Below are 25391 nucleotides of genomic sequence, written 5' to 3' on the forward strand. Positions count from 1 at the left end.
GGTTTGTACTAGCGAGTTCTTGCTACGCGTCCGTTAATCGCATTCATCGCGGTGTGGTTTTTGGGATTTCATGAAGAAGATCAGAAAAGCCGTTTTTCCCGCTGCCGGACTCGGCACACGCTTCCTGCCCGCGACCAAGGCACAGCCCAAAGAGATGCTGCCGCTGGTGGACAAGCCCATCATCCAGTACGGCGTGGAAGAGGCGCTAGCGGCGGGCTGCGACCAGATCATCATCGTCACCGGCCGCGGCAAGTCGGCCATCGAAGACCACTTCGACGTGAGCTACGAGCTCGAGCACATGCTCGAGGACCGCGGCAAGACCGACCTGCTGACCATCGTGCGGCAGATCTCGGACATGATCCACGTAGCCTACGTCCGGCAAAAAGAGGCCATGGGACTCGGCCACGCGGTCCTCATGGCGCGCGAGCTGGTCGGCGACGAGCCCTTCGCCGTGCTGCTTGCCGACGACGTGATCGACGCGCGCGTTCCCTGCCTGAAGCAGATGGTACAGGTGTTCGAGCAGACTGGCGCGTCGGTAATCGCGACGCAGTTCGTGGATGGTCCGGGGATATCCGCTTACGGCGTGCTCGACGCGCAACCGGTCGTCGCTCCGCACCTCCAGGGAAGATTCGACGGCCGCCTCTACGACGTCAAGGATCTGGTCGAGAAACCGCAGCCGCAGGACGCGCCCTCGAACCTCGCGGTGGTCGGGCGCTACATCCTCACGCCCGACATCTTCGCGATCCTCGAGAAGACGCCGCTCGGCGCCGACGGCGAACTGCAACTCACCGACGGCCTGCGCGGACTGGCGCAGACGCAGACGCTGCACGGCTATCGCTTCGAAGGCGTGCGCCATGACACCGGTGACAAGCTCGGCTTCCTGAAAGCGACGGTGGAGTTCGCGCTCAAGCGTCCCGACCTCGGCGACGGCCTGCGCGAATATCTGAAGGGACTGAAGCTCTAGCTACTTTTCGCGTGAAGCTTTCAGCTTCGCCGACTTCTCGTCCACACCTCTCGCCAGCTTCTCTTTGTATGCGGCGAGCTTGTCAGCGAGCGCCTTGTCGCTGAGCGCCAGCATCTGCGCGGCGAGGATGCCGGCGTTGGTCGCGCCCGCCTTGCCCACTGCGACCGTCGCCACGGGAATGCCCGCGGGCATCTGCACGGTGGCGAGCAGCGAATCCATGCCTTGCAGCGAGGTCGATGGGATGGGCACGCCGATCACCGGCAGCGTGGTCTCAGCGGCGATCACGCCGGCAAGATGCGCCGCGCCGCCCGCGCCGGCGATGATGATCTTGATGCCACGGCTGGCGGCCGCGCGCGCGAACTCGCTCGTCTTGCGCGGCGCGCGGTGCGCCGAGGTCACGTCGATCTCGTAGGCGATGCCGAAACCTTCGAGTGCTTTCGCGGCCTCGTTCATGATCTCGAGGTCGGAATCACTGCCCATCACGATCGCTACCAACGGTTTGTCAGACATGGTCTCCCTATCGTGGTTCTCCTATTGTGCCGCGGACTTCAGCGCTCGCGCCGCGATATCGCGGCGGTAGTGCATGCCCTCGAACTTGACCAGCGAGCAGGCTTCGTAAGCGCGGTCGACCGCCTGCTCCAGCGTTGCTCCACGCGCGGTGACGCCCAGCACGCGGCCACCGGCAGTGACGAACTCTCCCGCGGCATTCTTCGCCGTGCCCGCGTGGAAGACTTTCACCTCCGGCAACTTCGCCGCGGCGTCGAGTCCGGTGATGACCTTGCCCTTTTCGAACGGTCCGGGGTAGCCGCCGGAAGCGATCACCACGCAACAGGTCGCGTCGGCAGACCACTTGAAGTCGCCCTCGCTCACGCGCCCATCCACGGACGCCTCGAAGGCGTCGAGCAGATCGCTGTCGAGCCGCATCAGGATGGGTTGCGTCTCCGGATCGCCGAAGCGGCAGTTGAACTCGAGCACCATGGGACCGCGCGCCGTCATCATCAGGCCGCAGTAAAGGATGCCGCGGTATTCCGCGCCTTCGGCTTTCATTCCTGCGACCACCGGCTGCGCGACGTGATGGATGAGCCAGTCACGCATCGCGGGTTCGAGGAGCGCGTCGCTCGAATACGCGCCCATGCCGCCGGTGTTCGGGCCGGTGTCGCCATCGCCCACCCGCTTGTGGTCCTGCGCGGCGACCAGCGGCGCCACGCGCTCGCCATCGCTCATCACCTGGAACGAGACCTCTTCGCCCTCGAGGAATTCTTCCAGCACCACGCGCGTGCCGGCTTCGCCGAGCAGCTTGCCCGAGAGCATCTCCTGCGCAACGGACGCGGCTTCTTCTTTCGACGCCGCGATCACCACGCCCTTGCCGGCGGCGAGGCCATCGGCCTTCACTACGATGGGCGCGCTGAAGTGCGCGAGCGCGTCTTTCAATTCCTTCTCATCGCTGACGATGGCGTAATGCGCGGTCGGGATCTGGTGCCGCCGCATGAACTCTTTGGCAAAACCCTTCGACGACTCCAGCTGCGCCGCGGCCTGGGTCGGACCAAAGATGCGGAGACCACGCGCGGTGAACGCGTCCACCACGCCGGCGGTGAGCGGGGCTTCCGGACCGACGACGGTGAGGTCAGGCGCGAGCCGCGCAGCGAGCGCGAGCAGCGCGTCCAGGTTGCCGACGTCATTCTTCGAGTCCCAGGCCACACACTCGGCGGAATCGGCGATGCCCACGTTTCCGGGTGCGCACCATACGTGTTCCACGCGCGGAGATTGGCGCAGTTTCCACGCGAGCGCGTGTTCCCTGCCTCCGCCGCCGATGACGAGGACATTCATTTTCTGAGAACCAGTAAGAAACAACTAGGTTAGGGAGCGCGGTCGAGACTGTCAACGCGTGCCCTCTACGAGGGTTGCGCCCCCGCTGTAGACCTCCTCCGATATACTCTTGCTTCGCCGATGGGTACCCGACCAACCGACACGACTGGCGCGGGCCAACGCTCGCTCGAAGGGATGCATTCGACCGTCGACGTGCCTCATCACGAAGAGGGTTTCTGGGCGCAGTGGCGGGCCTTTGCGGGGCCGGCGATCCTGGTGAGCGTGGGCTACATGGACCCGGGCAATTGGGGCACCGATCTGCAAGCGGGTGCGCAATTCAAGTACGGACTCCTATGGGTGGTCGGCCTTGCCAGCCTGATGGCGATCTTCATGCAGGTGATCTCCGCCCGCCTGGGCGTGGTGACGGGGAAAGACCTCGCGCAATGTTGCCGCGACTGGTATCCCGAGTGGAGCCGCTGGCCCAACTGGCTGATGAGCGAGGTTGCCATCGGCGCGTGCGATCTGGCCGAGGTGCTAGGCAGCGCCGTGGCGCTCAACCTGCTGTTCCACATCCCGCTATTCTGGGCGGTCCTCATCACCGCGCTCGATGTTTTCCTGCTGCTGGCCTTACAGCGCTTTGGCATGCGCACCATCGAGGCCCTGGTCCTGCTGCTGATCGCGACCATCGGCGTGTGCTATTTCATCGAGATCTTCGTGCTGCCGCAGACGCGCCCGGATTTCCTCGAGATGGGCCGTGCCCTGATCGCGCCGCGCATCCGGCAAGCGGGCATGCTGGTCGTCGCCATCGGCATCATCGGTGCCACGGTGATGCCGCACAACCTCTATCTGCATTCCGCGCTCGTGCAGAGCCGAAGACTGCAGAAGGACGAACAGTCCATCCGGCGCGCCATCAAATTCAACACCATCGACTCGGTCGCGGCGCTCACCGTCGCCTTCTTCGTCAATGCGGCCATCATGGTGCTTGCCGCAATGGTGTTCTTTGGGAAGGAAGGCGCCGTCCTCGGCGATGGGCGCGTCGTCCCCTTCAGCGCTGCCAGTGATTGGATCCGCGTCGCTTATCTGACGCTGTCGCCCTTGCTGGGGACGGCGGCCGCCAGCACGCTCTTCGCGGTCGCGTTGCTGGCCAGCGGACAGAGCAGCACCATCACGGGCACGCTCGCCGGTCAGGTGGTGATGGAAGGCTTCATGCGTTGGCGGATCCAGCCCTGGGTGCGGCGGCTCATCACCCGCCTGCTCGCCATCCTGCCGGCCATCTTCATCATCGGCCTGCGTGGCGAGGGCAGCGTCACCGATCTACTGGTCCTCAGCCAGGTGGTGCTGGCGCTGCAGCTTCCGTTCGCCATGTTCCCGCTGCTGCACTTCACCAGCGCGCGCAAACGGATGGGGCGCTGGAAGAACGGCTGGTTCCTGCTGGTAGCCGGGTGGAGCAGCGCGATCCTGATCACCACGATGGACGTGCTTGGTCTGCCGGACTCACTTCGGGCCGCGTGGCACGTCGTCACAGGCGGCTGAACCAGGCGGCTGAGCGCAGGAGGCGAAGCCAAAGACATGTACGACAGGATCCTCGTAACGCTCGATGGCACGGCAACCGACCGGGCCATCATCGAGCACGTCAAACAGCTCGCCAAGCTGGCGGACAGCCGCTTGGTGTTGCTGCATGTCGCTGATGGATGGGCGGCCAGGACCTACGGTGCGGACGCGGTCAGTCCGGAGATCACCGAAGACACCGCGTATCTAGAAACCGTTCGCGCAGAGTTCGAAGCTGCGGGCATCTCCACGGTAGCCGAACTGGCATACGGCGACCCGGCCACGGAGATCGTTCGCTGGGTCGAGCAGAAGGGCTGTGATCTGGTAGCGATGAGCACGCATGGCCACCGCTTTCTCGCCGATGTGTTTCTCGGCACCACCGCCAGTCGCGTGCAGCACAGCATCGGCGTGCCAGTGCTGCTGCTAAGGGCGAAATGAGGAGGAGGGACGCGTAACGCGCACGCTCGTCTATAAGCGAACCCATGACGGGGATCCGGACCGCGAGACAGGTGAGTTCGGAATCCATGGCTGCATGGGCCGGGTACGAACCTGGGACTTCGAGGCCGTTATTGGCGTGGGTGGCCTCGGCCCTGAACCCAGGTCGTACGGATTGGGCGGCAAGGTGAACTGGATCGGCATCGGGCCCCATAGCGGGCGATGGTACTCGTTCGTCTCTGGATCCATTGGAGCATTCCATCTGCCGAAGGCCTGGTCGACTCCAATACGAACAAGGTACGCGCGCATCCTGTTCCCTTCTGCGACAGTCATAGCTCCCGATGTCGCGGGCGGGACGCCCGCGCAACAGCCGGCGAGACGCCGGCGCTACCGTTCGCTGCGGTCAGAATTCGTAGCGGCCGCTCTCCCACAGCTGCGACATGCTGTCGCGGCTCACGCGATAGAGCGCGTAGCGGTAGATGCCATCGCCGATCACGCGGAAGAGCAGCTCGCCTTTACCTTTGCCGTCGGCATCGACCGCGCCGATGAGCTGCATGCGCGGGATGGCGTCGAGATGGTCCTTGTCGGTGACTACCGCAAAGACCTTCTGCGGCGTGAACTCGAGATTGGTGCGCGCTACCAGGGTGACGAAGACGTCGCCGGAGGTGGCGGTGACGACCAGCTCGGCGTTGTTGTCGAGTCCAAGATCGTAGCCCGTGACCTGGACATTCTCGAGATGGATGGCCGGTGCGGCCTTTTTCGCGGACGTTTTCCTGGCTGACTTAGCTGATGACTTCTTCTCGGACGGCTGCTTTTCGGCAGCCGCCGCGCCAAACCGTCCGGCGCGATACTTGGCGACCTCGGCCTCGGCCAGGGCGACGGCTTTGGCCTTGAGTGCGCGCTCTTCCTCCGGCTTCCATGGGAAGCCGAAGTTGCGCGTCGGGCCGGTGCCGTCCGGATCGGAGACGGCGATGAAGACTTGCGACGGATTTGAAGCCCCGCCAGATTTAGCTCCAGACCTGGCCGCTAGCGTCGGGGCACTCCCGATCTTCGCTCCAGCTGCGGCCGCCGGCGGCGGCTCGAGCGTGGCGCTGACCTGCTCGCCACCACCACCGCGGCGTAGTGTGGGACGGTCAGGATCGGTGATCGTCGCGTCGTTTGAACCAGCCCCCGAACCCGCCCCCGAGCCAGCGGCCGGCGGATGGTCTTGGCCTTTACTGGGTTTCTGGCGTGGCGCCGGGGCGGTCTCGCTGGGCTTGGGCTGTGGATCACCGGGCTTGAGCTTGCGGAGTTTGGGCGGTCCGTCGTCGGTGAGCGTGCGCGTGCGTGCCTGCCGGGCCGCGGCGGCGGCTTTTTCCGCGCGCGCTACCTCGGCGGCCGACTTCCACTGTCCTACACCGAACCACTCGCCCTTATCGCGATCCTGGCGAGCGGCGGCGACGGTGAAGAAGCCGGCGGGATCGCCGTTGTCCAGCGCTTCGTAGACCGTGCCTTCATCGAGCGCGAGCGGGCGCGGCGTGGCGTTGTACGTGGCCGCGTCGTACCACTTTTCGCCGACGAGGATGGCGATGGGCAGCAGGCGTCCGCCGGTCGGCTTAGAAGTTTTACCAGAGGCCCCGTACAGCTCGACCAGCGCGATGGCGCGCAGCTGGTGCGAGCGCTTGCGCTGGCCATAGGCGAGTACCCCGCCCGCGATCACCGCGCCGACGAAGGCCGCACAGATGACGGCGGCTACTGCTTTGCGATATAAGGGCCTGCGGTATAAGGGCGCGTGCTCGAGGAGAGCCATCATGTTGGCAGTAGGAGACAAGGCACCTGATTTTACCGTGCCGGATGAGACCGGCGCTGATGTCCGCCTAAAAGACCTCCGCGGGAAGAGCGTCGTCCTGTTCTTTTTCCCCAAGGCCGACACGCCCGGTTGAACCATTGAAGCGTGCGGGTTCCGCGACGCATACAAGAAGATTCAGAAGGCGGGCGTGACCGTGCTCGGGATCTCCGGCGACACTCCCGCCGCGCAAAAGAAGTTCAAAGAGAAGTACGACCTGCCCTATCAGCTGCTCGCCGACGCCGACAAGAAAGTCGCCAACGCCTTCGGGGTGATCAAAGAGAAGAACATGTACGGCAAGAAGGTGAAAGGCATCGCGCGGACGACGTTCGTGATCGGTCCGGAGGGAAAGATCGCCAAGGTGTTCGAGAACGTGAAGCCGGATGGGCACGCGGAAGAAGTGCTGGCGGCGGTCAAGTAGCTAGGAGCTAGTAGTTAGGAGTTAGGGTCGATGGACAAATCCCAGAGGCTTCTCATTGCAGCGTCCATCTGTACTGCGCTGTTACCTGTTGCGCTGTTCGCAATCTTGGTCCAGTGGGACTTGCCGCTTGTCGGCGGATTTTTCTCTCAATCCGATGATCCTGATGGCTTACGTTTGGTTGATTCTTAGGATATGGGCTTCCAGGCGGCATAAACGCAGCGTGTGGCTTTTCTGTTTGTTCCCGATTGCCTTTGCGGTTCCTGTTTGGTTGATGGGGTTTGGGCTTGTCGAGCCCGGTACATTCGGTCACTGAGTCCGCTAACTACTAGCTCCTATCTCCTAACTACTATTTTGTCCGCTGCAACTCCCGGTACGCCTCGCTCTTCGAGACCCCGAACTCTTTCGCTGCGCGCTTGAGCGCGTCCTTCTCATCAAGCTTTTCCGCCGCCTGCAGCTCGCGGACGCGCGCGGCGATTTTCCTGGTGTCCGGCGCGACATCGACCATCACCTCGGGAGCGCGCGCGATCATCAGCGTGATCTCGCCCTTCACGCCGTCGCGGCCTTTGAGTTGCTCGAGCAACTCGTCCGCACGGCCGCGCAGGAACTCCTCGTGCAGCTTGGTGACCTCGCGCGCGATCACGACCTGGCGCGAGCCGCCCATCACCGCGACAATGTCTTCCAGCGTCTCGACGATGCGATGCGGCGCCTCGTAGAAGACCTGCGTCCGCGGCGAATTGCGGATCTGCTCGAGTTCGGTGCGGCGCTGGCCGGTCTTGGGCGAGAGGAAGCCGGAGAAGCGGAACGAGTCGGTCGGCAGGCCCGAGGCCGCGAGCGCGGCCACGAACGCGCTTGGTCCCGGGATGGGCACCACTGGGATGTGATGGCGCACCGCGAGCGTCACCAGGCGGAAGCCCGGGTCAGAGATGCCGGGCATGCCCGCGTCTGAGACCACGGCGATGCGCATGCCCTCTTCCAGATCCTTCACCAGCTCGGCCGCGCGGGTGAGCTCGTTGTACTCGTGGTAGCTCACCGTCTTCTTCTTGATGTCGTAATGGTTGAGCAGCTTCTGCGTCTGGCGCGTGTCTTCGCAGGCGATGAGGTCGGCTTCCTTGAGCACGCGCAACGCGCGCAGTGTGATGTCTTCGAGGTTGCCGATAGGCGTGGCGACGATGTAGAGCACGCCTCGGCCGTCGCTGGGACCGGTTGCCATCCGCGCAGTCTACACCGATGGCAGGTCAGCGTGACGGGCGGGGTCGCCCGTCTCCACACGACCCTAGGTTTGCGGGTTTCCGCGCGCGCACCTTAGAATCGAAACGATGCCCATCTACGAATACAAGTGTAAGAAGTGCGGACACCGCTTCGAGAAGCTGCACCAGAGCTACTCGGACGCGCGGGTAAAGAAGTGTCCGGAGTGCGGCGGCGCGGTCGAGCAATTGTTCTCGGCGCCGGCGGCGCACTTCAAGGGCGAAGGCTTCTACGTGACCGACTACGCGCGCAAAGGTTCGGGGAAGGCAGATTCGGCCGAGAGCGAGAGTTCGGCGTCGGCGGCCAAAGAGAAGTCAGAGACGAAGCCGGAGAGCAAGTCCGAGAGCAAGCCGGAGACGAAGCCGGAAACGAAGACTGAAGCCAAGTCCGAGGCGAAGGCAGAGACAAAGTCAGAGAAGAAGGCGCACAAGAAATAACGGCGCCGCGCGGCGGCTGAATCCGGAGGCGGTCCCGCCGCATCCAATGGCTTGGATCGAATCTTATCGATGCACAGCGGGCCCAGCCGGAATTCGGCTGGGCCTGTTTGATTCTTGAAAGGACAGCCATGATCCGCATCCGCAAGAGCAGTGACCGCGGGCACATCCAGTGGGATTGGCTCGACACGTATCACAGCTTCAGCTTTGGCGACTATTACGATCCCGAGAACATGGGATTCCGCGCGCTGCGCGTGATCAACGACGATCGCGTCGCGCCGGCGAACGGCTTCCCTATGCATCCGCACCGCGACATGGAGATCGTGACCTACGTGCTCGCGGGCGCGGTCGGGCACAAAGATTCGATGGGCAACGGCTCGGTGATCATGCCGGGCGACGTGCAGCGGATGTCCGCCGGCAAGGGCATCGTCCACAGCGAGTGGAACAACTCGAAGACCGAGCCGGTCCACCTGCTGCAGATCTGGCTGCTGCCGGAGCAGCAAGGCATCACGCCCAGCTATGAGCAGAAGACGTTCTCGGCGGATGAAAAACGCAACCAGCTGCGGCTCATCGCCGCGCCCGCGGGTTTACAGAACAACGACCCCAGCAAGAACGGCGCGGTGGAAATCCATCAGGACGCGCGCGTCTTTGCTTCTGTCCTGTCGAAGGACGCGAGCATCGAACACACGCTCGCTCCCGGACGCCATGCCTGGCTCCAGGTCGCGCGCGGCGCGGTCACGCTGAACGGCCAACCGCTGAGCGAAGGTGATGGCGCTGCCCTGAGCGACGAGCAGCAGCTCGCGCTCGCCGGCGTGGCCCCAGAGTCGGAAGTGCTGCTGTTCGACCTGGCGTAAGGCAGCGATCAGCGATCAGCAAAAAGCCAAGGCGCGGGCCTTGGCTTTTTTGTTGCTATAGGGGTTCCTCGACTCGCGTTCGCTGATGCTCGCGCTCCCTCGGAATGACAAGGGTGAGGGGTAACGAAGGCTCCGCTCGTGGGCGAGCGGGCTACAACTGCGTTGGCTCAGGCTGATTGCTGATAGCTGACAGCTTGCTAGATCCGCTTGACGCGCTGCACATCGCGCACGCCCGCGAGCTTCCTGAGTCCCGCGACGATGCGCTCGAGGTGTTTCAAGTCTTCGGTGTCGACGGTGACGTCGATGGTGGCGTGCGCGTCGCCGGTGCGGGCTTCGATGGTGCGGATGTTGGTGTTGTCGTCGGAGATCACGGCGGTGACCTGCTTCAGCATGCCGGCGCGGTCGTCGCAGGAGAGCGTGAGCTTCACCGGATAGGTGGCGGTGCCGTCGCTCTTGCGCATTGCGGCCCACTCCACGTCGATGCGGCGGTCGGGCTCGTACATCAGGTTGAGCACGTTGGGACAGAACTTCGAATGCACCGCCACGCCCTTGCCGCGGGTGACGTATCCCACGATCTCTTCGCCGCGGATGGGATTGCAACAACGCGCGCGATAGATGAGCAGGTCGTCGGAGCCTTTCACCTTGAGCGCGCCGACCTCTGGGGTCTGCCCGAAGACGCGGCGGATCACACTGCCAAAGCCGGAGGCGGGCTTCTCTTCCGGCGCCACCCCCACCGATTCCGGCACCAGCCGTCCCAGCACCTGGCGCGCCGAGAACTTTCCATAGCCGATGCCGGCGATCAGGTCGTCGGGGCGTCCGAGACCGTGTTCGGACGCGACTTTCTGGAAATCCTGTTCCTTGATCTCCTTGAGCGCGATGCGATACTTGCGCGCTTCCTTCTCGATCAGCTTGCGCCCGATCTCGATGGCGCGTTCGCGCTGATGGATGTTCAGCCAGTGCTTGATCTTGTTGCGCGCGCGCGAGCTGCGCACGAATCCGAGCCAGTCGCGGCTGGGCTTGTGGCCTTCCTTGGTCACGATCTCGATGATGTCGCCGTTGCGCAACTTGGTGCGCAGCGGCACCATGCGTCCGTTGACCTTCGCACCGGTGCAGGCGTTGCCCACCTCGGTGTGGACGGCGTAGGCAAAGTCGATGACGGTGGCGTCACGCGGCAGGATGACCACTTTGCCTTTCGGCGTGAAGGTGTAGACCTCTTCCGGATAGAGCTCCACTTTGAAGGTGGAAAGGAACTCGCCCGGATCGGCGACCTCGCGCTGCCAATCCACCACCTGGCGCAGCCAGGCGAGGCGCTGCTCGTCCTTGGCGGAGACGGGCGCGCCATCCTTGTATTTCCAGTGCGCGGCGATGCCTTCCTCCGCGATCTTGTGCATCTCCTCGGTGCGTATCTGGACTTCGAAGGGCGTGCCGTTCTCGGAGATCACCGTGGTGTGCAGCGACTGGTAGAGGTTGGGACGCGGCATGGCGATGAAGTCCTTGATCCTGCCCGGCACTGGACGCCACAGGTTGTGGATGGCGCCGAGCACGGCGTAGCAATCCTTCACCGAGCCGGCGACGATGCGGATGGCGAGCAGGTCGTAGACCTGGTCCACCGCGATGTTCTGGCGCTGCAGCTTCTGGTAGACGGAGTAGAGCCGCTTGATGCGGCTCTCCACCCGGGCCTCGATGCCGTTCTCTTTCAGCTTCTCGCGGATCACGCCCTCGATCTGCTCGAGGAATTGCTCGCCGCGCTTGCGTCGCGCCTCGACCGCGTCCTTGATCTGCTTGTATCCGATGGGATCGAAGTGCTGGAAGGCAAGGTCTTCGAGCTCGCCGCGGACTTTGCCCATCCCCAGGCGATGCGCGATGGGCGCGTAGATCTCGAGCGTCTCTTTGGCGATCTGCGCCTGGCGCTCGGCCGGCAGCGCGCCCAGCGTGCGCATGTTGTGCAGCCGGTCGGCGAGCTTGATGAGGACGACGCGGATGTCATCCACCATCGCCAGCACCATCTTGCGCAGGTTCTCCGCCTGACGCTCTTCGCGGGTAGCGAAATCTATCTTGCTGATCTTGGTCACGCCTTCGACCAGCTGCGCGACCTGCTCGCCGAACGCAGCCTTGATGTCTTCGGTGGTGACGGAGGTGTCTTCCACCGAATCGTGCAGCAGCGCGGCGGCGATGGCGGTGGGATCGAGCTTCAACTCGGCGAGTATGGCGGCGACCTCCAGCGGATGCGCCAGGTAGGGCTCGCCGGAGGCGCGGGACTGACCTTTGTGGTGCTCGAGGGAGTAGTCGTAGGCCTTGCGGATGATCTCCACGTCGTCGTTAGGACGATTCGCGCGCACCTTCTTCAGCAGGTCACGGAACTTCGTGACCGTCAGGACGTTGGTCGCGATCTGGTGACGCAGGGTCGCCATGGCAGGTGCCAGTCCGATTATAGCCACGATTTTCGCGGCTTTCCGGTGACAAACCGCTTGCCGCCGAGGTGATAAACACCGATAATCCCCGCCGTTCGCTACATCTGCAGGAGGCCGCATGTTCTGCGCCCAGTGTGGCACCTCGAATAAGGATTCCGTATGAACATCGCGATGAGCGGTGCTTCCGGCTTCGTGGGCTCAACCCGGATAATCCCCGCCGTTCGCTCGTCCGCCGGGGCATACTCATGAACCAGGGTCACGACTTTGCCGTGGTCGGCGCCGGCGTCTTTGGGGCATGGACGGCCCACCACCTGCGCCAAGCGAAAGCCCGCGTCGCGCTGCTCGACGCTTACGGCGTCGCCAACAGCCGCTCCAGCTCGGCGGGCGAGACCCGCGTCATCCGCATGAGCTATGGGCCGGACGAGCTCTACACCCGCTGGTCTCTCCGCTCGCTCGCGTTATGGCGTGAGTTCTTCGGCCCCGTCACGGACCTGTTCCGCCGCACGGGCGTGCTCTGGCTCAGCCACGACACGGACACCTACACTCAGCAGGAACTCGCCGTCCTTGACCGGGTCGGGGTGGTCTACGAGAAGCTGACGGGAGACGACATCCGCCGCCGCTGGCCGCAGTTTCGTTTCGACGACGTCACCTGGGGAGTGTTCGAGCCGGAGAGTGGCGCGCTCATGGCCCGGCGGTCGGTGCAGGCGCTGGTAAAGGACATGGTGCAGGGCGGAGTGGATTACCTTCCCGCTGCCGTCCTTCCGCCCCGCGGTAACAGGCGACTCACCGAGCTCCGGACCGCGGCGGGCGATTCCATCGCTGCCGACACGTTCATCTTTGCCTGCGGACCCTGGCTCCCCAAACTGTTTCCCGAGGTGCTGGCGGGGCGGATCGTGGCTACACGCCAGGAAGTCTTCTTCCTCGGTGCACCCGCCGGCAACCACGACTTTCGCGCTCCCCGGATGCCGGTGTGGATACACCACACGCACCCGGAGCGTCCCTACGCGCTGCCCGATATCGAGGCGCGCGGCTTCAAGCTCGCCTTCGACCGCCACGGCCCGGAGCTGGATCCGGATGACGCCGCACGCGTCGTCAGCCCGGCATCGATCGAACGGCTCCGCCGCTACCTCGAGCAGCACATCCCCGCCCTGCACCAGGCTCCGCTCGTCGAGACTCGGGTGTGCCAGTATGAGAACACCTGGAACGGCGACTTCCTCATCGACCGCCATCCTGACCTGGAGAATGCGTGGCTGGTCGGCGGGGGCTCGGGACACGGATTCAAGCACGGCCCCGCCGTCGGCGAATACACCGCCGCTCGCATCCTGCACAGCGCTCCGGCTGAGCCCCGGTTCTCGCTCGCCAGTAAGCAGACCAGCCAGGAGCGTGCCGTCTACTAGGCGGCTCCGGCCAGCACTTTGCGCGCGGCGCTCCGCATCGTGGACAATAGCGGACAGGTTTCAACCCTATGAACATCGCGATGAGCGGCGCTTCCGGCTTCGTGGGCTCGGCGCTCGTGCCCGAACTGGTCGCCCAGGGACACAAAGTCATCCGCCTGGTGCGCCGCCATCCCGAGCCCGGTACGCCCGAGCTGTACTGGGACCCGAGCGGGCCGCCGCTGCCATCGTTATTCGAAGGCTTTGACGGCGTGGTACACCTGGCGGGCGAGAACATCGCCGGGCGCTGGACGCCCGCGAAGAAGCAACGCATCGCGCAGAGCCGCGTGCAGGGTACACAGTTCATCGCCGACTCGCTGGCCACCATGTGCAAGCCGCCACGCGTGCTGGTGATGGCTTCTGCCATCGGGTACTACGGCAACCGAGGTGAGGAGGTGCTGCACGAGGCCAGTGCCCCGGGCAACGACTTTCTTGCCGACGTCTGCCAGCAGTGGGAAGCTGCCGCCAAGCCGGCCGAAGATGCGGGGATCCGCGTGGTCAAGCTGCGGTTCGGCGTGGTGCTGGCCAAGCATGGCGGCGCGCTGGCTAAACTGCTTACCCCGTTCAAGCTCGGGCTCGGCGGCAAGGTCGGCAGCGGCGAGCAGTACTGGAGCTGGGTCACGCTCGCGGACGTGACCGGCGCGATCGCGCACGCGCTCGGGACCGAGTCGCTGCGCGGCCCGGTGAACGTCACGGCACCGCAACCCGCACGCAATGCTGAGTTCACGCAGGCGCTGGGACGCGCGCTGCATCGTCCGGCCATCTTTCCCCTGCCGGCTTTCGCCGCCAAGCTCGCGCTCGGCGAGATGGCCGAGGTCGTTTTACTATCCAGCCAGAAGGTGGATTCGGCAAAGCTCGCGGCAAGCGGCTACAATTTCAAGCATCCGCAACTGGAGCCTGCGTTAGCCGCGGTTCTTAAGGCATGACGTGAAGGAGGGCCGCAAGTGGCCCACGAACGCTTTCCCGAGTGGGAATTCGATCCCAGCACCATGCGCGTGAAGGTGGACGTGACCATCGCCGCCAACCTCGAGCACATCGATGAGGTCGTGGACGGCGTGCTCGCGCTGATGGCGGCGATGAAGTGCGGCTGCGGCAAAGAGTTCCAGGTGGAGACAGCGTTGCGCGAAGCGCTCGCCAACGCCATCATCCACGGCTGCGAGAACGACACTCGCAAGAGCGTGCGCTGCACCGTGGCGTGCGATGACGACCGCGGCATGCTGATCGTGGTGCGCGATCCCGGCTCGGGCTTCGACCTGAAGCAATTGCCCAATCCTACCCACGCCGAGAACCTGTTCGCCGACCACGGCCGCGGCATCTTCATGATCAACCAGCTGGTGGATCACGTGTCGCATGACGAGAGTGGGACGGAGATCCGCATGCGCATCCGCGGCGGGAAAGAATGCACCGAAGCGGACATCTTCTGGAAGAGCTGAGGGTCTCTCGCGCTCATGATGGCGCGGCTATTTCTGGAAGAACATCCTCACCGCGACCGCCGCAAGCACCACCGCAAACGTGCGCCGCAGAGCGACATTGGACATCATCTGCGCCCAGTGTCCGCCGAAGTAGCCGCCGATCAACACGCCGATCGCCAGCAGCAATCCGACCTTCAGGTTCACGTTGCCGGCGCGGTAATACTCCATGATGGCGAAGGCGCCGGTGGGACCGAGCAGCATCATCAACGACGTGCCCTGCGCCATCTTCTGGTCCATGCCAAAGGCGTAGATGAGGATGGGTACGGCGATCACGCCGCCCCCCACGCCTATCAATCCCGAGAAGACACCGATCATGAGTCCTGCCACCAACGCGCCCAGTATCAGCAGCATGTCTCGCCTCCATGCTCCAACGCTGGCATGGTAACAAAACGAAATCCACCACAGAGGCACAAAGGAGGCGCAGGAAAGGCCTTGGCCGGGGCGCTTACGCCACGCGCGGCTGCGGGGATGGCGCACGGATGCCGCGTTGCTGGTGCCGGTGCCGCAGCCAGAAGCCGAGCGCGAGCAGCGCGCTGAGCACGGCCAGCGCAATGGCCACCCAGAGGATGGGCTGGTAGTACGCGCGGAAGAAATGGACGAGCTGGCGGCGGTAGTGCGCGCCCAGCCACGCGATCAGGAAGTAGCGCACGCCGCGTCCGATGGCGAGCGCGGTAAAGAACTTGCGCAGCGGCAGCCGCAACCCGCCGGCGGCGAGCAGGAAGGGCGAGAGTGGGAAGGGTGGCGGGATAAGCGCCGGTATCGCGATCGCCCACGCGCCATGCTTTTCGAAGGCGGCACAGACCCTTTCCACCTTTTCCTTGGAGAGCTTCCGCTCGAGCGCTGCCTTGCCGCCTCGCCGTCCCAGACGATAAGTGGGATACGCGCCCAGCACGCCGCCGATGGTTGCCATGATGGCGTAGTACCACCACCACTCCGGGTGATGAGCGGCGAGCACGATGGTCAGCAGGTCCATGCTGCCGGGGAGCGGGATCACAGAGTTGTCCACGAAGGCGAGCAGGATCAGGCCGAGGCCGCCGAGGCGTAGCAGCCACAGCCACGTCGCGGAATGCGGAGCGGCAAGGATCACGGTGCTCAGCGCGATGAGGGCGGTCGGCGACATGCTCGTTGATCAGAACCTCATTCATTAGAACAGGGTTCAGGCTGGAATGTTGCGCCGGGCAGCACAGTTGCTGCTGCTCACATCTCACTGAGAGCCAGCAGCGATACGTGACTTCTCATCGCGCCACCGCCTTCAGCTTTTTCGCATACTCCTCGTAGCCCTTGCGTCCGAGCAGGCCGTAGGTCAGCTGCTTGGAGAGGACCCCCGCGGTCGCTGGCTCCCGGCTCCTGACTAGTCGTTGACCAGGAACGTATGCGAGATGCGGTCATGCCACGCGAGGCGGTCCTGGTCGATGTACGCCCAGAGGAATCCCATTCCCATGGACATCGCCGAGACCGACATCGCCAGCGCTCGCGCGCGGCGGCGATTGCGCGTGATGGGCTTGTCGTCTTCAAACGGCGCGAGCCCCAGCTGCGCGATCTGCATGCCCGGAGTCGTGGCGCAGCGAACCAGGAAGAGGTAGTGATAGGCGGCCCACAGCACGGCGGGCAGCGCGAGCGCGCAGGCAGCGAGTTCGCGGCCCTGGGGAAGCTCTTTCGCGATCATCATGAAGATCATGCCGAAGATGGCGGTGGCGGTGAGCACGATCAGTATGTCGATAAGGCCGGCGCCGATGCGCGGCCCCATCGGCGCGACCGGCAAGGGCAACTCCAGCTCCACGTTGTTCGCCGCGCAGTCGAGTGCGGCGTCGTGCTGCGGCTCGTCCAGTTGGATGTGCGCCAGCGGCTGTTGGGGCAGCGCGTGCGTACCCTCGGGGACGTCGAGGATGCGCGGCGTCTCGCTGATCGGGTCGGCGAGTTCGTCCGCCAATGGTAACGCCAGCGGCATCTCGGTGGCGGACACTGACGTCACCGGCTGGGGCTTCGGAAAAACGATGAGGTTCGTGTCCGCGACCTTCTCGACCACTTCCAGGCGCACCGGCGCGAAGCGTGCCGGCAGGGCAGTCTCGGCGTCGGGAAGCGAGTCGAAGTTCAGGCTGAGGGATGAGCTTGGGTCATAGCGGCGTCCGCGGCCGCGCTTGGCGTGGTATGCGTCGACCTTGGAGGTGACTTCATCGCGCCACACCGGCGGCTCCGGCGGACGGTAGAACTGCGGCGGCGGCTCGGTCGTGGCCGCCTCGATCAGCATCGTCGCCACTGCAGGCGCCACGAAGCTGGATGCCGCTAGATTGGAGAGCTGCGGCGTGACCACGGGCGTGCCGGTGGCGCCGAGCGCTAGATCGCCCAGCGGCTCGTCATTTTCCGCTCCCCCCTCGACTCCGCCCATCAAGTCGTGGACGAGAGCGGTGTCGTCGCCGGCGGCGCCGTCAATGGTGGAAGCGAACTCCTGTTCGCTATCTTCGTAACTTTCGGGATCGATAAGGACGGAAACGTGCGCGTCTTCCGCCTTAGCGGCGGAGCAGCGGCACTGTTCTCCACAGAGTGGACAGGCCATTCTTCAGGTTGCGGGCTCGGCCAGAGCGGGCCCGGCGCCAATACCAGCGCGCCGGCACATAGTCACTTGTATTCCCAAGCAGCGCTTCGTCACTTCGCTTTGCGCCTGAGCGCAAAGGATGTTAACGTTTTGCGCTTCCCTCATGACTGTGCACAATCAACTAGTTATCACGGCAGTAGCGGTTTGTCATCTGTTCGCGGCCGTGCCGCTAGTAACCAGTCAGTTGCCGCCGCCGGCTGCTCCCTCGACGGTTGCTTCCGCGCAACCACGCGCGAGCGGATCACCCGCGTCGACCCCGGAAGACCAGGACCAAGCCGAACCGCCTGCCGCATCTTCGTCGTCATCGTCCTTGCCGGTCACCAACATCTCCCAGCAGGGTGAGCCGATCACCATCCGCGCGCGCGAACAGGAAAAGGCCGGCGACGTCTTCACGCTGCGTGGCGAGGTGGAGATCGAGTTCCGCGACCTGACGCTCCGTGCCGACGAGATCAGCTACAACTCCGCCACCGGCGATGCCACCGCCACTGGACATGTGGTGCTCGATGGCGGCCCGCACGACGAGCACATCGAAGCCAGCCACGGCACTCTCAACGTGCGCACCCGGACCGGGCAATTCTTCGACGTGGCCGGCACCACCGGCGCTCGCTTCAAAGGCAAAAGCGTCACGCTCACCTCCTCGAACCCCTTCGCCTTCTCCGGCAGGATGGTGGAGAAAGTCTCGGCCGACCGCTACGTCGTGCATCACGGCTCGGTGACCTCGTGCGAGATGCCCAACCCAAAGTGGAGTTTCAACGCTGAGAAGATGGTCATCGACGTGGGCAGCTCGGTAAAGATCTACAACAGCACCTTCCGCGTGAAGGGCGTTCCCATCGTCTATTTCCCGTTCGCGCAGCATCCGGTGGAGCGGCTGGCACGGCAGACTGGGTTCCTGATCCCCACCGCCGGCGCCTCCTCGCGCAAAGGGACGATCGTAGGCGAGAGCATCTATCTCGCCCTCGGACGCAGCGCCGACCTGCTCGTCGGGGCGGAATATTTTTCCTCGCGCGGATGGTCGCAGAATGCCGAGTTCCGCGCCAAGCCGAGTGAAGATTCCTACATCGACGTGAAATATTTTGGCGTGCTCGATCGCGGTCTCACGCAGCAGACCGCCACCGGGTTCACCAAAGTCGACCAGGGTGGCGAGGACGTCAGCTTGAACGCCGAGGGCCGGCTGCCATGGGGTTTCCGCGGCGTGGCCGCGCTCGAATACCTGAGCTCGTTCGTCTTCCGCCTCGCTTTCACGGAAGGGTTTTCGCAGACCGTGAACTCGGAGGTGAAGTCTGACGCCTTCGCCTCGAAGACCTACGACGGCTTCTCCTTCAACCTCTTCGGCTCGCGCTACCAGAACTTTCAAAGCACGCTGCTTGGCGATTACATCTCCATCCTGCATGTGCCCAGCCTCGAGTTCTCATCGGTCGACCGCCAGGTCGGCAACTCGCGCGTCTTCTGGTCGTTCGACGCCGCCGTCGAGGGCGTCTCGCGGCGCGAACCGGACTTCACCACCGCCGACGTGGTCGGCCGCTTCGACCTGAACCCACGCGGCGCGGTGGCCGTGACCTGGCATGGGTGGTCGTTCCGTCCCGAAGTCGGATTGCGCGATACCTACTACTCACAGCGGCGCACGACGGTCGGGCCTCTCCAGCTCGCGCTCGACGACAGCGTGAACCGGCGCGCGCTCGAGGCTTCTTTCGAGGTGCGTCCGCCGGTGCTCGGCCGCGTGTTCGAGAAGACGGTCTTCGGCCGCAAGCTGAAGCACACCATCGAGCCGCGGTTGATCTACCGCTTCGTCGATGGCATAAATAACTTCCAGGACATCCTGCGTTTCGACGCGCGCGACATCCTCTCCGACACCAGCGAGCTGGAGTACGCGCTGGTGCAGCGCCTCTATTCCAAACGCGAGGGCGACGACGGCATGGCGCACGAGGTGCTGAGCTGGGAGATCGCGCAGAAATATTTCTTCAACGATGATTTTGGCGGCGCCGTGGTGCTCGGCCGCCGCAACGTACTCTCCACCACGGTGGATTTTGCCGGCATCGCCTTCCTGACCGAGCCGCGGCGGTTCTCGCCCATCGTCTCGCGCATCCGCGCCCGCGCCAGCGCCAACACCGACCTGCAGTGGGAACTGGATTACGATCCGCAGAAGGGCCGCATCAACGCCAGCACCATCCTGGCAAACTATCGCTTGGGCAATTTCTTTCTGGGCGGCTCGCACGCTTACCTGCGCGTCCCCGGCGAGATCTTCTCCACCACGCCGCTCGTGGGGCCCGACCGCTTCAACCAGTTCCGCACCCTAGTGGGCTACGGACATCCCAACAAGCGCGGCTGGAGCGCCGCCGCCAACCTCGGCTTCGACGCCCACTTCGAATTCCTGCAATACGGCGCCATGCAGACCAGCTACAACTGGGATTGCTGCGGCCTGGCCATGGAATTCCGCCGCCTCGCCCTCGGCTCGGTGCGCAACGAGAACCAGTTCCGCTTCTCGTTCACGCTCGCCAACGTAGCCAGCTTCGGCAACATGAAGCGACAGGAAAGACTGTTTTAACGTTCTTGTCTACCTCCCTCGGAATGTAAATCAAAAGCGATTCATTTAAGATTGCTCTCTTGCAGCCGTCTCCCCAACTCGCGGCACTGAACGCCCGCTTGCACGCCCTCGGCAAGGTCATGGTCGCCTACTCCGGCGGCGTGGACTCCGCCTTCCTGGCGTGGGCGGCGCACGAGCAGTTGGGCGACCGGATGCTGGCGGTGATCGCCGATTCACCTTCCCTGGCGCGGACGCAGCTTGCCGACGCGCTCCAGTTCGCCGAAGAGCAGCGCATCCCGGTGGAGGTGGTCGCCACCAGCGAGCTCGAGAATCCGGACTATGCCAAGAACGATGGCGCGCGCTGCTACTTCTGCAAAGACGAGCTCTTCACCGTGATGGAGCGTATGCGCTTGGCCCGCGGCTGTGACGCCGTGGCCTACGGCGTGAACCTCGACGACCAGGGCGACTTCCGTCCCGGACAGAAGGCCGCGCAACAGCATGGCGTGGCCGCGCCGCTGCTCGATGCCGGCCTGGGCAAGCAAGCCATCCGCGAGTTGGCGCGCGCCGCCGGGCTGCGCGTTTGGGACAAGCCCGCGTCAGCGTGTCTCTCCTCGCGCATCGAGTACGGACGCCCGGTCACCCGCGAGGTGCTCGCCCAGGTGGAACAGGGCGAAGAAGCGCTGCGCGCGCTCGGCTTCCGCCAATTCCGCGTGCGGTACCACGGCGAGACGGTGCGCGTGGAGATCGCGCGCGACGAGATGCCGCAAGCACTCACGCCCGCCATGGCAGCCGAGTTCACCCGCATCTTTAAGGCGCTGGGCTTCGCCTACGTCACGCTCGATCTCGAGGGCTTCCGCTCGGGCTCGATGAATGCCGTGCTGCCGGCAAGTGACATCGCCCCCATCGCCCGCGTGCGATAATCTTTAATATCTATTTCTCCATCCCTTTATGAAGGCGGTTTTCGTGGCGATGCTGAAACGTGCGCTGGTGCTGGTGGCCGTGCTTTGCTTGGGCTGCGCGGCACAAAACAACAACAACTCCGCTGAGGTGAATCGGAGGATCGAGCGCCAAGTGCGCCATGCGGCGGAGGTCTCGGCCACCGCCGACGTGACCGTGGGCGAACGTAAGGCCAGTGCCTTCGGTGGCTGGGACGAGATCACCGTCCTGGTGAACGACCAGGGCACGCCCAAGACTTACACCTTCCTGCTCTCGAAAGACGGCAAGTCGCTGGTGCATTACCAGAAGTTCGATATCTCCACCGATCCGAACCAGCGCGCCATGGCGGGCATCGACCTTGCCGGGCGTCCCGTGCGCGGCAACAAAGACGCCAAGGTCACCGCCGTGGTGTACGACGACTTTCAATGTCCGTACTGCGCGCGCATGTACGACACCCTGTTTACCGACGTGATGAAGACCTATGGCGACCGCGTGAAGGTCGTCTACAAGGATTACCCGCTCTTCCAGATCCATCCCTGGGCGGTGCGCGCGTCGGTGAATGCCAACTGCCTGTTGGCGCAGAGTAATGAAGCCTTCTGGCAGTTCAGCGACAAGGTCCACGCCAACCAGAGCGAGATCGGGCAGCAAGAGAGCGCTGCCGCTAAGGAGACGAAGGCCGCTCCGGCAAAAGATGCGAAGGGCGCGAAGCCCGCAAAAGATGAGAAGGCGGATCACAAGGTCCGCAGCACTGGCCTCGACAAGCTCGCCGCCGACGTGGCCGCACAGAACAAGCTGGATACGGCGAAGCTCAATGCCTGCCTGGAGAAACACGATACCGGCCCGGTGGGCGTCTCGCTGGCGGAAGCAAAGAAACTGGGCGTGAGCGCGACGCCCACACTGTTCATCAACGGTGAGCGTCTCGAGGGCGCGGCCAGCGCCGAGGAGCTGAAGGCGGTTCTGGACCGCGCGCTGCGCGATGCCGGCCAGGCGCCGCCTCAGGCCCCGCCGCCAGCACAACCAAAGGCCCAGCCCAAGCCTGGCGACGCGAAATAGCGTATTACTTTCGCCCTGCGAGTCCAGACGTGCCGGGCACGGACCTGCTTGGTACAATCAGTGTTTCCACGGGGTGCGGCTATCCCGATGGAACGTTTCCGCGATTCCGCATTTCCCGGGAGATCCGTTGGAGGGACTACCCCTGATGCTCAACCCGCAAAACTTCCGTCGCCGCGTTCTCGCGGTGGCGGGGACCCTTGGCCTGGCGCTGCTTCTCTTCCTCGCTGGCTGCGACAAGAAACAGAACGCCGGCGACGTGATGGCCGAGGTCAACGGCAAGAAGATCCTGCGCTCGGAGGTGGAGAAGTACTACGCCAACCAGACCGCGGGCTCGCCGCAGCAGCCTGCGGGGGAGCAGGCGCAAAGCCTGCGGCTCAGCATCCTGCGCGAGCTCATCGACAACGAGATCATGATGCAGCGCGCCGAGAAGCTGGGCCTGCTCGCGACCGATGAAGAGACGGAGAGCAAATTCAACGAGATCAAGTCTCCTTACACGCAAGCGGACTTCGACAAGCGGCTCAAAGACCGCAACATCACCGTCGACGACTTCAAGCGCGATCTGCGCCGCTCGCTGACCATCGACAAAGTGCTGAACAAAGAGATCAAGTCGAAGATCAACATCTCCGACGCCGACGTGCAGTCCTACTACAACGCGCACAAGGCCGAGTTCAACTTGGTGGAGCCGCAATACCACCTGCAGCAGATCGTGGTGACCTATCATGCGGATCCGCGGGTGCGGAACCTGAAGAACTCGAAGGCCCAGAGCGAGGCCGAAGCGAAACGAAAGATCCAGGAGATCATGAACCGCCTGGAGAGCGGCGAGGATTTTGCCACGGTGGCGATGAACTGGTCAGAGGATCCGCAAACCACCTCCAACGGCGGCGACATGGGCTTTGTGCAGGAGTCGGCGCTGAAAGCGAACCCCGATGTGATCACGCGCAACGCCGTGCTCTCCCTCAAGCCCGGAGGGATCTCGAACGTGCTCTCCGCCACCGACGCGAACACGCGCCAGCAGTACGGCTACCGCATCGTGCGCCTGGAATCGAAAGAGCCTGCCGGACAGCGCGAGTTGAGCGACCCGCGCGTGTTGCAGGCCATCCGCGAACAGCTCCGCGGGCGCCGCGAGCAACTGCTGAAAGAGGCTTACTACGAGTCGGTACGCGACGACGCGCGCGTGCGGAATTACTTCGCCGAGCAGATCCTCAAAGACTCCGGTTCCAAGTAACCGCTCACTCGACGACGGCGAGCACTTCGCCGGCGTCCACCGCGGCGCCTTCTTCGGCAACGATGCGCTGCACCGTGCCCGCCTTGGGCGACTTGATCTCGTTCTGCATCTTCATCGCCTCGACCACCACCACGCCCTCGCCCGCCTCGACTTTGGTCCCCGCAGGAGCGAGGATGCGCACCACCTTGCCCGGCATGGGTGAGACCAGCTTCCGGGGGCCGGCCGCATCCCCCGCATCCGCTTTCTTCCGCGCGCGAAAAGACCGCGGGTCGCGCACCTCGGCGCTGAAGGAGACGCCGCGGACAATCATGTACATGTGCGTCTGGGTCTGCTCGCCTTGGCCCGTGGTCTCGCGCTTGATGTCGTAAGACTTGCCGTAGACCAGCAGCGACAGCACGTCACGCTCGGCCAGCACGGCATCCACCACCATCGGACGCCCATCGACCTTCACCTCCAGGCGGCTGCGCCCGTTGTTGAGGGCGCCGAGCTCGACCCGGTGTCGTTTGCCGTCGATGATCACGTCGTAAGTCATGGGTCTGTTGGACCACGCTTTCTTGGACTACGCTTTCACGGACCACGCTTTCTTGGACTACGCTTACGCTTTCTTGGACTACGTTTTGCCGACGCGCCTTGCCGGACTACTCATCCCGCAACGCTTCTTCCCGCGCCATCTTCCTCCACGCGGAACCCGGTTGCTGGGCCGCGCTGTCGCCGGTGCCATTCGACGCTGGACTGGTGGACGCAACAAATATCGCCGCCGCGATGGCGGCGATCAGAGCATGTTCGCCGTCGCCGTCGCTCTTCGCGGGGCGCTGCGCGCGTTCCGCTAGCAAGCGGTCGAGGAAGCCGGTGGAAAGCTTGCCGGCCACGAAATCGGGATGGCGCAGCACCTCGGGAAACAGCGACAGGTTGGTGCGGATGCCGCCAACGAAGTATTCCGAGAGCGCGCGTTCCAAGGTCGCTGTGGCCTGCTCGCGCGTGGCCGCGTAGGCGATCAGCTTGGCGAGCAGGGGATCGTAGTCGAGCGGCACCGTCCAGCCCTCATACATGCCACTGTCGTTACGCACGCCTGGCCCTGAGGGCAGCGTCAGCTTCTGGATCTTTCCTGGCGAAGGCAGGAAGTGGTTGTCGGGATCTTCGGCGTAAACGCGGCATTCGATGGCGTGTCCGCGCAACTGCACGTCGGCCTGGGTGAAGGGCAGCTTCTCACCCGCCGCCACGCGCAACTGCAGATGCACCAGGTCGAGCCCGGTGACCAGCTCGGTGACCGGATGCTCCACCTGCAACCGCGTGTTCATCTCGAGGAAGTAGAAGTTCTTGTTCGCGTCTACCAGGAACTCGACCGTGCCCGCGTTGGTGTAGCCGGCGGCGCGTCCCACCTTCACCGCGACCTCGCCCATGCGGCGGCGCAGGTCTTCATCCACCAGCGAGGAAGGCGATTCTTCCAGCACTTTCTGGTGGCGGCGCTGGATGGAACACTCGCGCTCGCCGAGATAAACGAGCCCGCCGTGCTCGTCGCCGAAGATCTGGATCTCGATGTGCCGCGGGTCTGCGAGCAGCTTCTCGAGGTAGACCTCGCTGTTCTTGAAGGCGCGCTCCGCCTCGCTCTGCGCCGAGGCGAATGCTGACGTCAGCTCCCTCTCGCTGGGGACGAGGCGCATGCCCTTGCCCCCGCCGCCGCCCGCGGCCTTGAGCATCACCGGATACCCGATCTCGGCGGCCACGCGTTTGGCGTCTTCGAGCGACGCCAATCCTTTGGTCGAGCCGGGCACGAATGCGACGCCCGCCGCCGCCATCGCCTGGCGCGCGCGCGTCTTCGAACCCATCAGCTCCATCGCCTCGGGCGTGGGCCCGATGAACTTGATGCCGGCATCGCGGCACGCCCGCGCCAGCGCCGGATCCTCCGAGAGGAAGCCGTAGCCCGGGTGCAACGCTTCGGCCCCGGAGCGCCGCGCCACCTCGATGAGTTTGTCGATATCGAGGTAAGACTCGGTGGCGCGGGCGGGCCCGATGGGATAGGCCTCGACCGCGCGGCGCACGTGCAACGCGCCGCGGTCCACTTCCGAGTAGACCGCGACCGAAGCGATGCCCAGCTCGCGGCAGGCGCGGATCACGCGCACCGCGATCTCGCCGCGATTCGCGACCAGCAACTTGCGGAATGGAGGCTTTGAGGGCATCGGACAGCGTCCGTCGATTCTAAAGCAGAACGGCCGTC

23 protein-coding genes are annotated in these 25391 nt (G+C 64.3%); 13 read left to right on the forward strand and 10 right to left on the reverse strand.

What is annotated here, in order from left to right; all coding sequences use genetic code 11:
• Nucleotides 1-70: 70 nt before the first annotated feature.
• Entirely contained in the window at nt 71-964 is an 894-nt protein-coding gene (galU, locus tag M3P27_05115; protein MDP9267691.1) for a UTP--glucose-1-phosphate uridylyltransferase GalU, read from the forward strand.
• Here the strand turns inward: galU and purE are convergent, their stop codons facing one another.
• Nucleotides 965-1474, reverse strand: coding sequence for a 5-(carboxyamino)imidazole ribonucleotide mutase (purE, locus tag M3P27_05120; GenBank protein ID MDP9267692.1), 510 nt, complete (start codon nt 1472-1474; stop codon nt 965-967).
• Between the two features lie 21 nt (nt 1475-1495).
• A complete protein-coding gene (purD, locus tag M3P27_05125; GenBank protein ID MDP9267693.1) occupies nt 1496-2791 on the reverse strand; it encodes a phosphoribosylamine--glycine ligase in 1296 nt (431 codons plus the stop codon).
• A 120-nt stretch (nt 2792-2911) separates the two neighbouring features.
• Here purD and M3P27_05130 point away from each other — a divergent pair, with 120 nt between their 5' ends.
• Nucleotides 2912-4303 carry an Nramp family divalent metal transporter gene (locus tag M3P27_05130; GenBank protein MDP9267694.1) on the forward strand — a complete coding sequence of 464 codons (1392 nt, stop codon included), beginning with the start codon at nt 2912-2914 and terminating at the stop codon, nt 4301-4303.
• Between the two features lie 36 nt (nt 4304-4339).
• Nucleotides 4340-4756 (forward strand): universal stress protein, encoded by a 417-nt coding sequence (locus M3P27_05135; protein MDP9267695.1) that lies wholly within the window; start codon nt 4340-4342, stop codon nt 4754-4756.
• 400 nt (nt 4757-5156) lie between these two features.
• Here the strand turns inward: M3P27_05135 and M3P27_05140 are convergent, their stop codons facing one another.
• A complete protein-coding gene (locus tag M3P27_05140; protein ID MDP9267696.1) occupies nt 5157-6545 on the reverse strand; it encodes a hypothetical protein in 1389 nt (462 codons plus the stop codon).
• Between M3P27_05140 and bcp the strand changes: the two genes are divergently transcribed.
• A complete protein-coding gene (bcp, locus tag M3P27_05145) occupies nt 6544-6999 on the forward strand; it encodes a thioredoxin-dependent thiol peroxidase (GenBank protein MDP9267697.1) in 456 nt (151 codons plus the stop codon). The genes M3P27_05140 and bcp overlap by 2 nt on opposite strands.
• 346 nt (nt 7000-7345) lie before the next feature.
• Here bcp and rsmI read toward each other — a convergent pair whose 3' ends face one another.
• Nucleotides 7346-8209 carry a 16S rRNA (cytidine(1402)-2'-O)-methyltransferase gene (gene rsmI, locus M3P27_05150; GenBank protein ID MDP9267698.1) on the reverse strand — a complete coding sequence of 288 codons (864 nt, stop codon included), beginning with the start codon at nt 8207-8209 and terminating at the stop codon, nt 7346-7348.
• A gap of 106 nt (nt 8210-8315) precedes the next feature.
• On the opposite strand from rsmI, the gene M3P27_05155 reads away from it, so the two are divergent.
• Nucleotides 8316-8681, forward strand: a complete 366-nt coding sequence (locus M3P27_05155; GenBank protein MDP9267699.1) for a zinc ribbon domain-containing protein — start codon at nt 8316-8318, stop codon at nt 8679-8681.
• 128 nt (nt 8682-8809) lie between these two features.
• Complete coding sequence (locus M3P27_05160; GenBank protein ID MDP9267700.1) at nt 8810-9532, forward strand: pirin family protein; 723 nt, start codon at nt 8810-8812, stop codon at nt 9530-9532.
• A gap of 197 nt (nt 9533-9729) precedes the next feature.
• On the opposite strand, the gene M3P27_05165 is transcribed toward M3P27_05160, so the two are convergent.
• Nucleotides 9730-11943: a bifunctional (p)ppGpp synthetase/guanosine-3',5'-bis(diphosphate) 3'-pyrophosphohydrolase gene (locus M3P27_05165; GenBank protein ID MDP9267701.1), complete on the reverse strand. Its 2214-nt coding sequence runs from the start codon at nt 11941-11943 to the stop codon at nt 9730-9732.
• Nucleotides 11944-12188: 245 nt separating this feature from the next.
• Here M3P27_05165 and M3P27_05170 point away from each other — a divergent pair, with 245 nt between their 5' ends.
• The 3 genes from M3P27_05170 (at nt 12189) to M3P27_05180 (ending at nt 14809) form a co-directional block, all read left to right on the forward strand.
• Nucleotides 12189-13340 carry an FAD-dependent oxidoreductase gene (locus M3P27_05170; GenBank protein MDP9267702.1) on the forward strand — a complete coding sequence of 384 codons (1152 nt, stop codon included), beginning with the start codon at nt 12189-12191 and terminating at the stop codon, nt 13338-13340.
• Between the two features lie 68 nt (nt 13341-13408).
• Nucleotides 13409-14302 (forward strand): TIGR01777 family oxidoreductase, encoded by an 894-nt coding sequence (locus M3P27_05175; protein MDP9267703.1) that lies wholly within the window; start codon nt 13409-13411, stop codon nt 14300-14302.
• An 18-nt stretch (nt 14303-14320) separates the two neighbouring features.
• Complete coding sequence (locus M3P27_05180) at nt 14321-14809, forward strand: ATP-binding protein (GenBank protein MDP9267704.1); 489 nt, start codon at nt 14321-14323, stop codon at nt 14807-14809.
• A gap of 27 nt (nt 14810-14836) precedes the next feature.
• Here the strand turns inward: M3P27_05180 and M3P27_05185 are convergent, their stop codons facing one another.
• The 3 genes from M3P27_05185 to M3P27_05195 all read right to left on the reverse strand — a co-directional run bounded on the left by M3P27_05185 (nt 14837) and on the right by M3P27_05195 (nt 17402).
• On the reverse strand, nt 14837-15199 hold the full coding sequence (locus tag M3P27_05185) for a sulfite exporter TauE/SafE family protein (protein MDP9267705.1): 363 nt from the start codon (nt 15197-15199) through the stop codon (nt 14837-14839).
• A gap of 94 nt (nt 15200-15293) precedes the next feature.
• Complete coding sequence (locus tag M3P27_05190) at nt 15294-15968, reverse strand: VTT domain-containing protein (protein ID MDP9267706.1); 675 nt, start codon at nt 15966-15968, stop codon at nt 15294-15296.
• Nucleotides 15969-16199: 231 nt separating this feature from the next.
• Complete coding sequence (locus M3P27_05195; GenBank protein MDP9267707.1) at nt 16200-17402, reverse strand: RDD family protein; 1203 nt, start codon at nt 17400-17402, stop codon at nt 16200-16202.
• A 202-nt stretch (nt 17403-17604) separates the two neighbouring features.
• On the opposite strand from M3P27_05195, the gene lptD reads away from it, so the two are divergent.
• The 4 genes from lptD (at nt 17605) to M3P27_05215 (ending at nt 23176) form a co-directional block, all read left to right on the forward strand.
• Entirely contained in the window at nt 17605-19983 is a 2379-nt protein-coding gene (gene lptD, locus M3P27_05200) for an LPS assembly protein LptD (GenBank protein MDP9267708.1), read from the forward strand.
• A gap of 119 nt (nt 19984-20102) precedes the next feature.
• The gene (gene larE, locus M3P27_05205) at nt 20103-20882 is read left to right on the forward strand and encodes an ATP-dependent sacrificial sulfur transferase LarE (protein MDP9267709.1); all 780 of its coding nucleotides are present in this window, start codon (nt 20103-20105) and stop codon (nt 20880-20882) included.
• Between the two features lie 28 nt (nt 20883-20910).
• Nucleotides 20911-21951: a DsbA family protein gene (locus M3P27_05210; protein MDP9267710.1), complete on the forward strand. Its 1041-nt coding sequence runs from the start codon at nt 20911-20913 to the stop codon at nt 21949-21951.
• A gap of 145 nt (nt 21952-22096) precedes the next feature.
• Nucleotides 22097-23176: a SurA N-terminal domain-containing protein gene (locus tag M3P27_05215; protein MDP9267711.1), complete on the forward strand. Its 1080-nt coding sequence runs from the start codon at nt 22097-22099 to the stop codon at nt 23174-23176.
• Between the two features lie 4 nt (nt 23177-23180).
• Here M3P27_05215 and M3P27_05220 read toward each other — a convergent pair whose 3' ends face one another.
• Together M3P27_05220 and M3P27_05225 are read right to left on the reverse strand one after the other, a co-directional pair.
• Nucleotides 23181-23708 (reverse strand): acetyl-CoA carboxylase biotin carboxyl carrier protein subunit, encoded by a 528-nt coding sequence (locus M3P27_05220; GenBank protein ID MDP9267712.1) that lies wholly within the window; start codon nt 23706-23708, stop codon nt 23181-23183.
• Nucleotides 23709-23814: 106 nt separating this feature from the next.
• Entirely contained in the window at nt 23815-25353 is a 1539-nt protein-coding gene (locus M3P27_05225; GenBank protein ID MDP9267713.1) for an acetyl-CoA carboxylase biotin carboxylase subunit, read from the reverse strand.
• Nucleotides 25354-25391: the final 38 nt, after the last annotated feature.

It is taken from the genome of Acidobacteriota bacterium (assembly GCA_030774055.1).
Classification (GTDB): Bacteria; Acidobacteriota; Terriglobia; order Terriglobales; family Acidobacteriaceae; genus JACPNR01.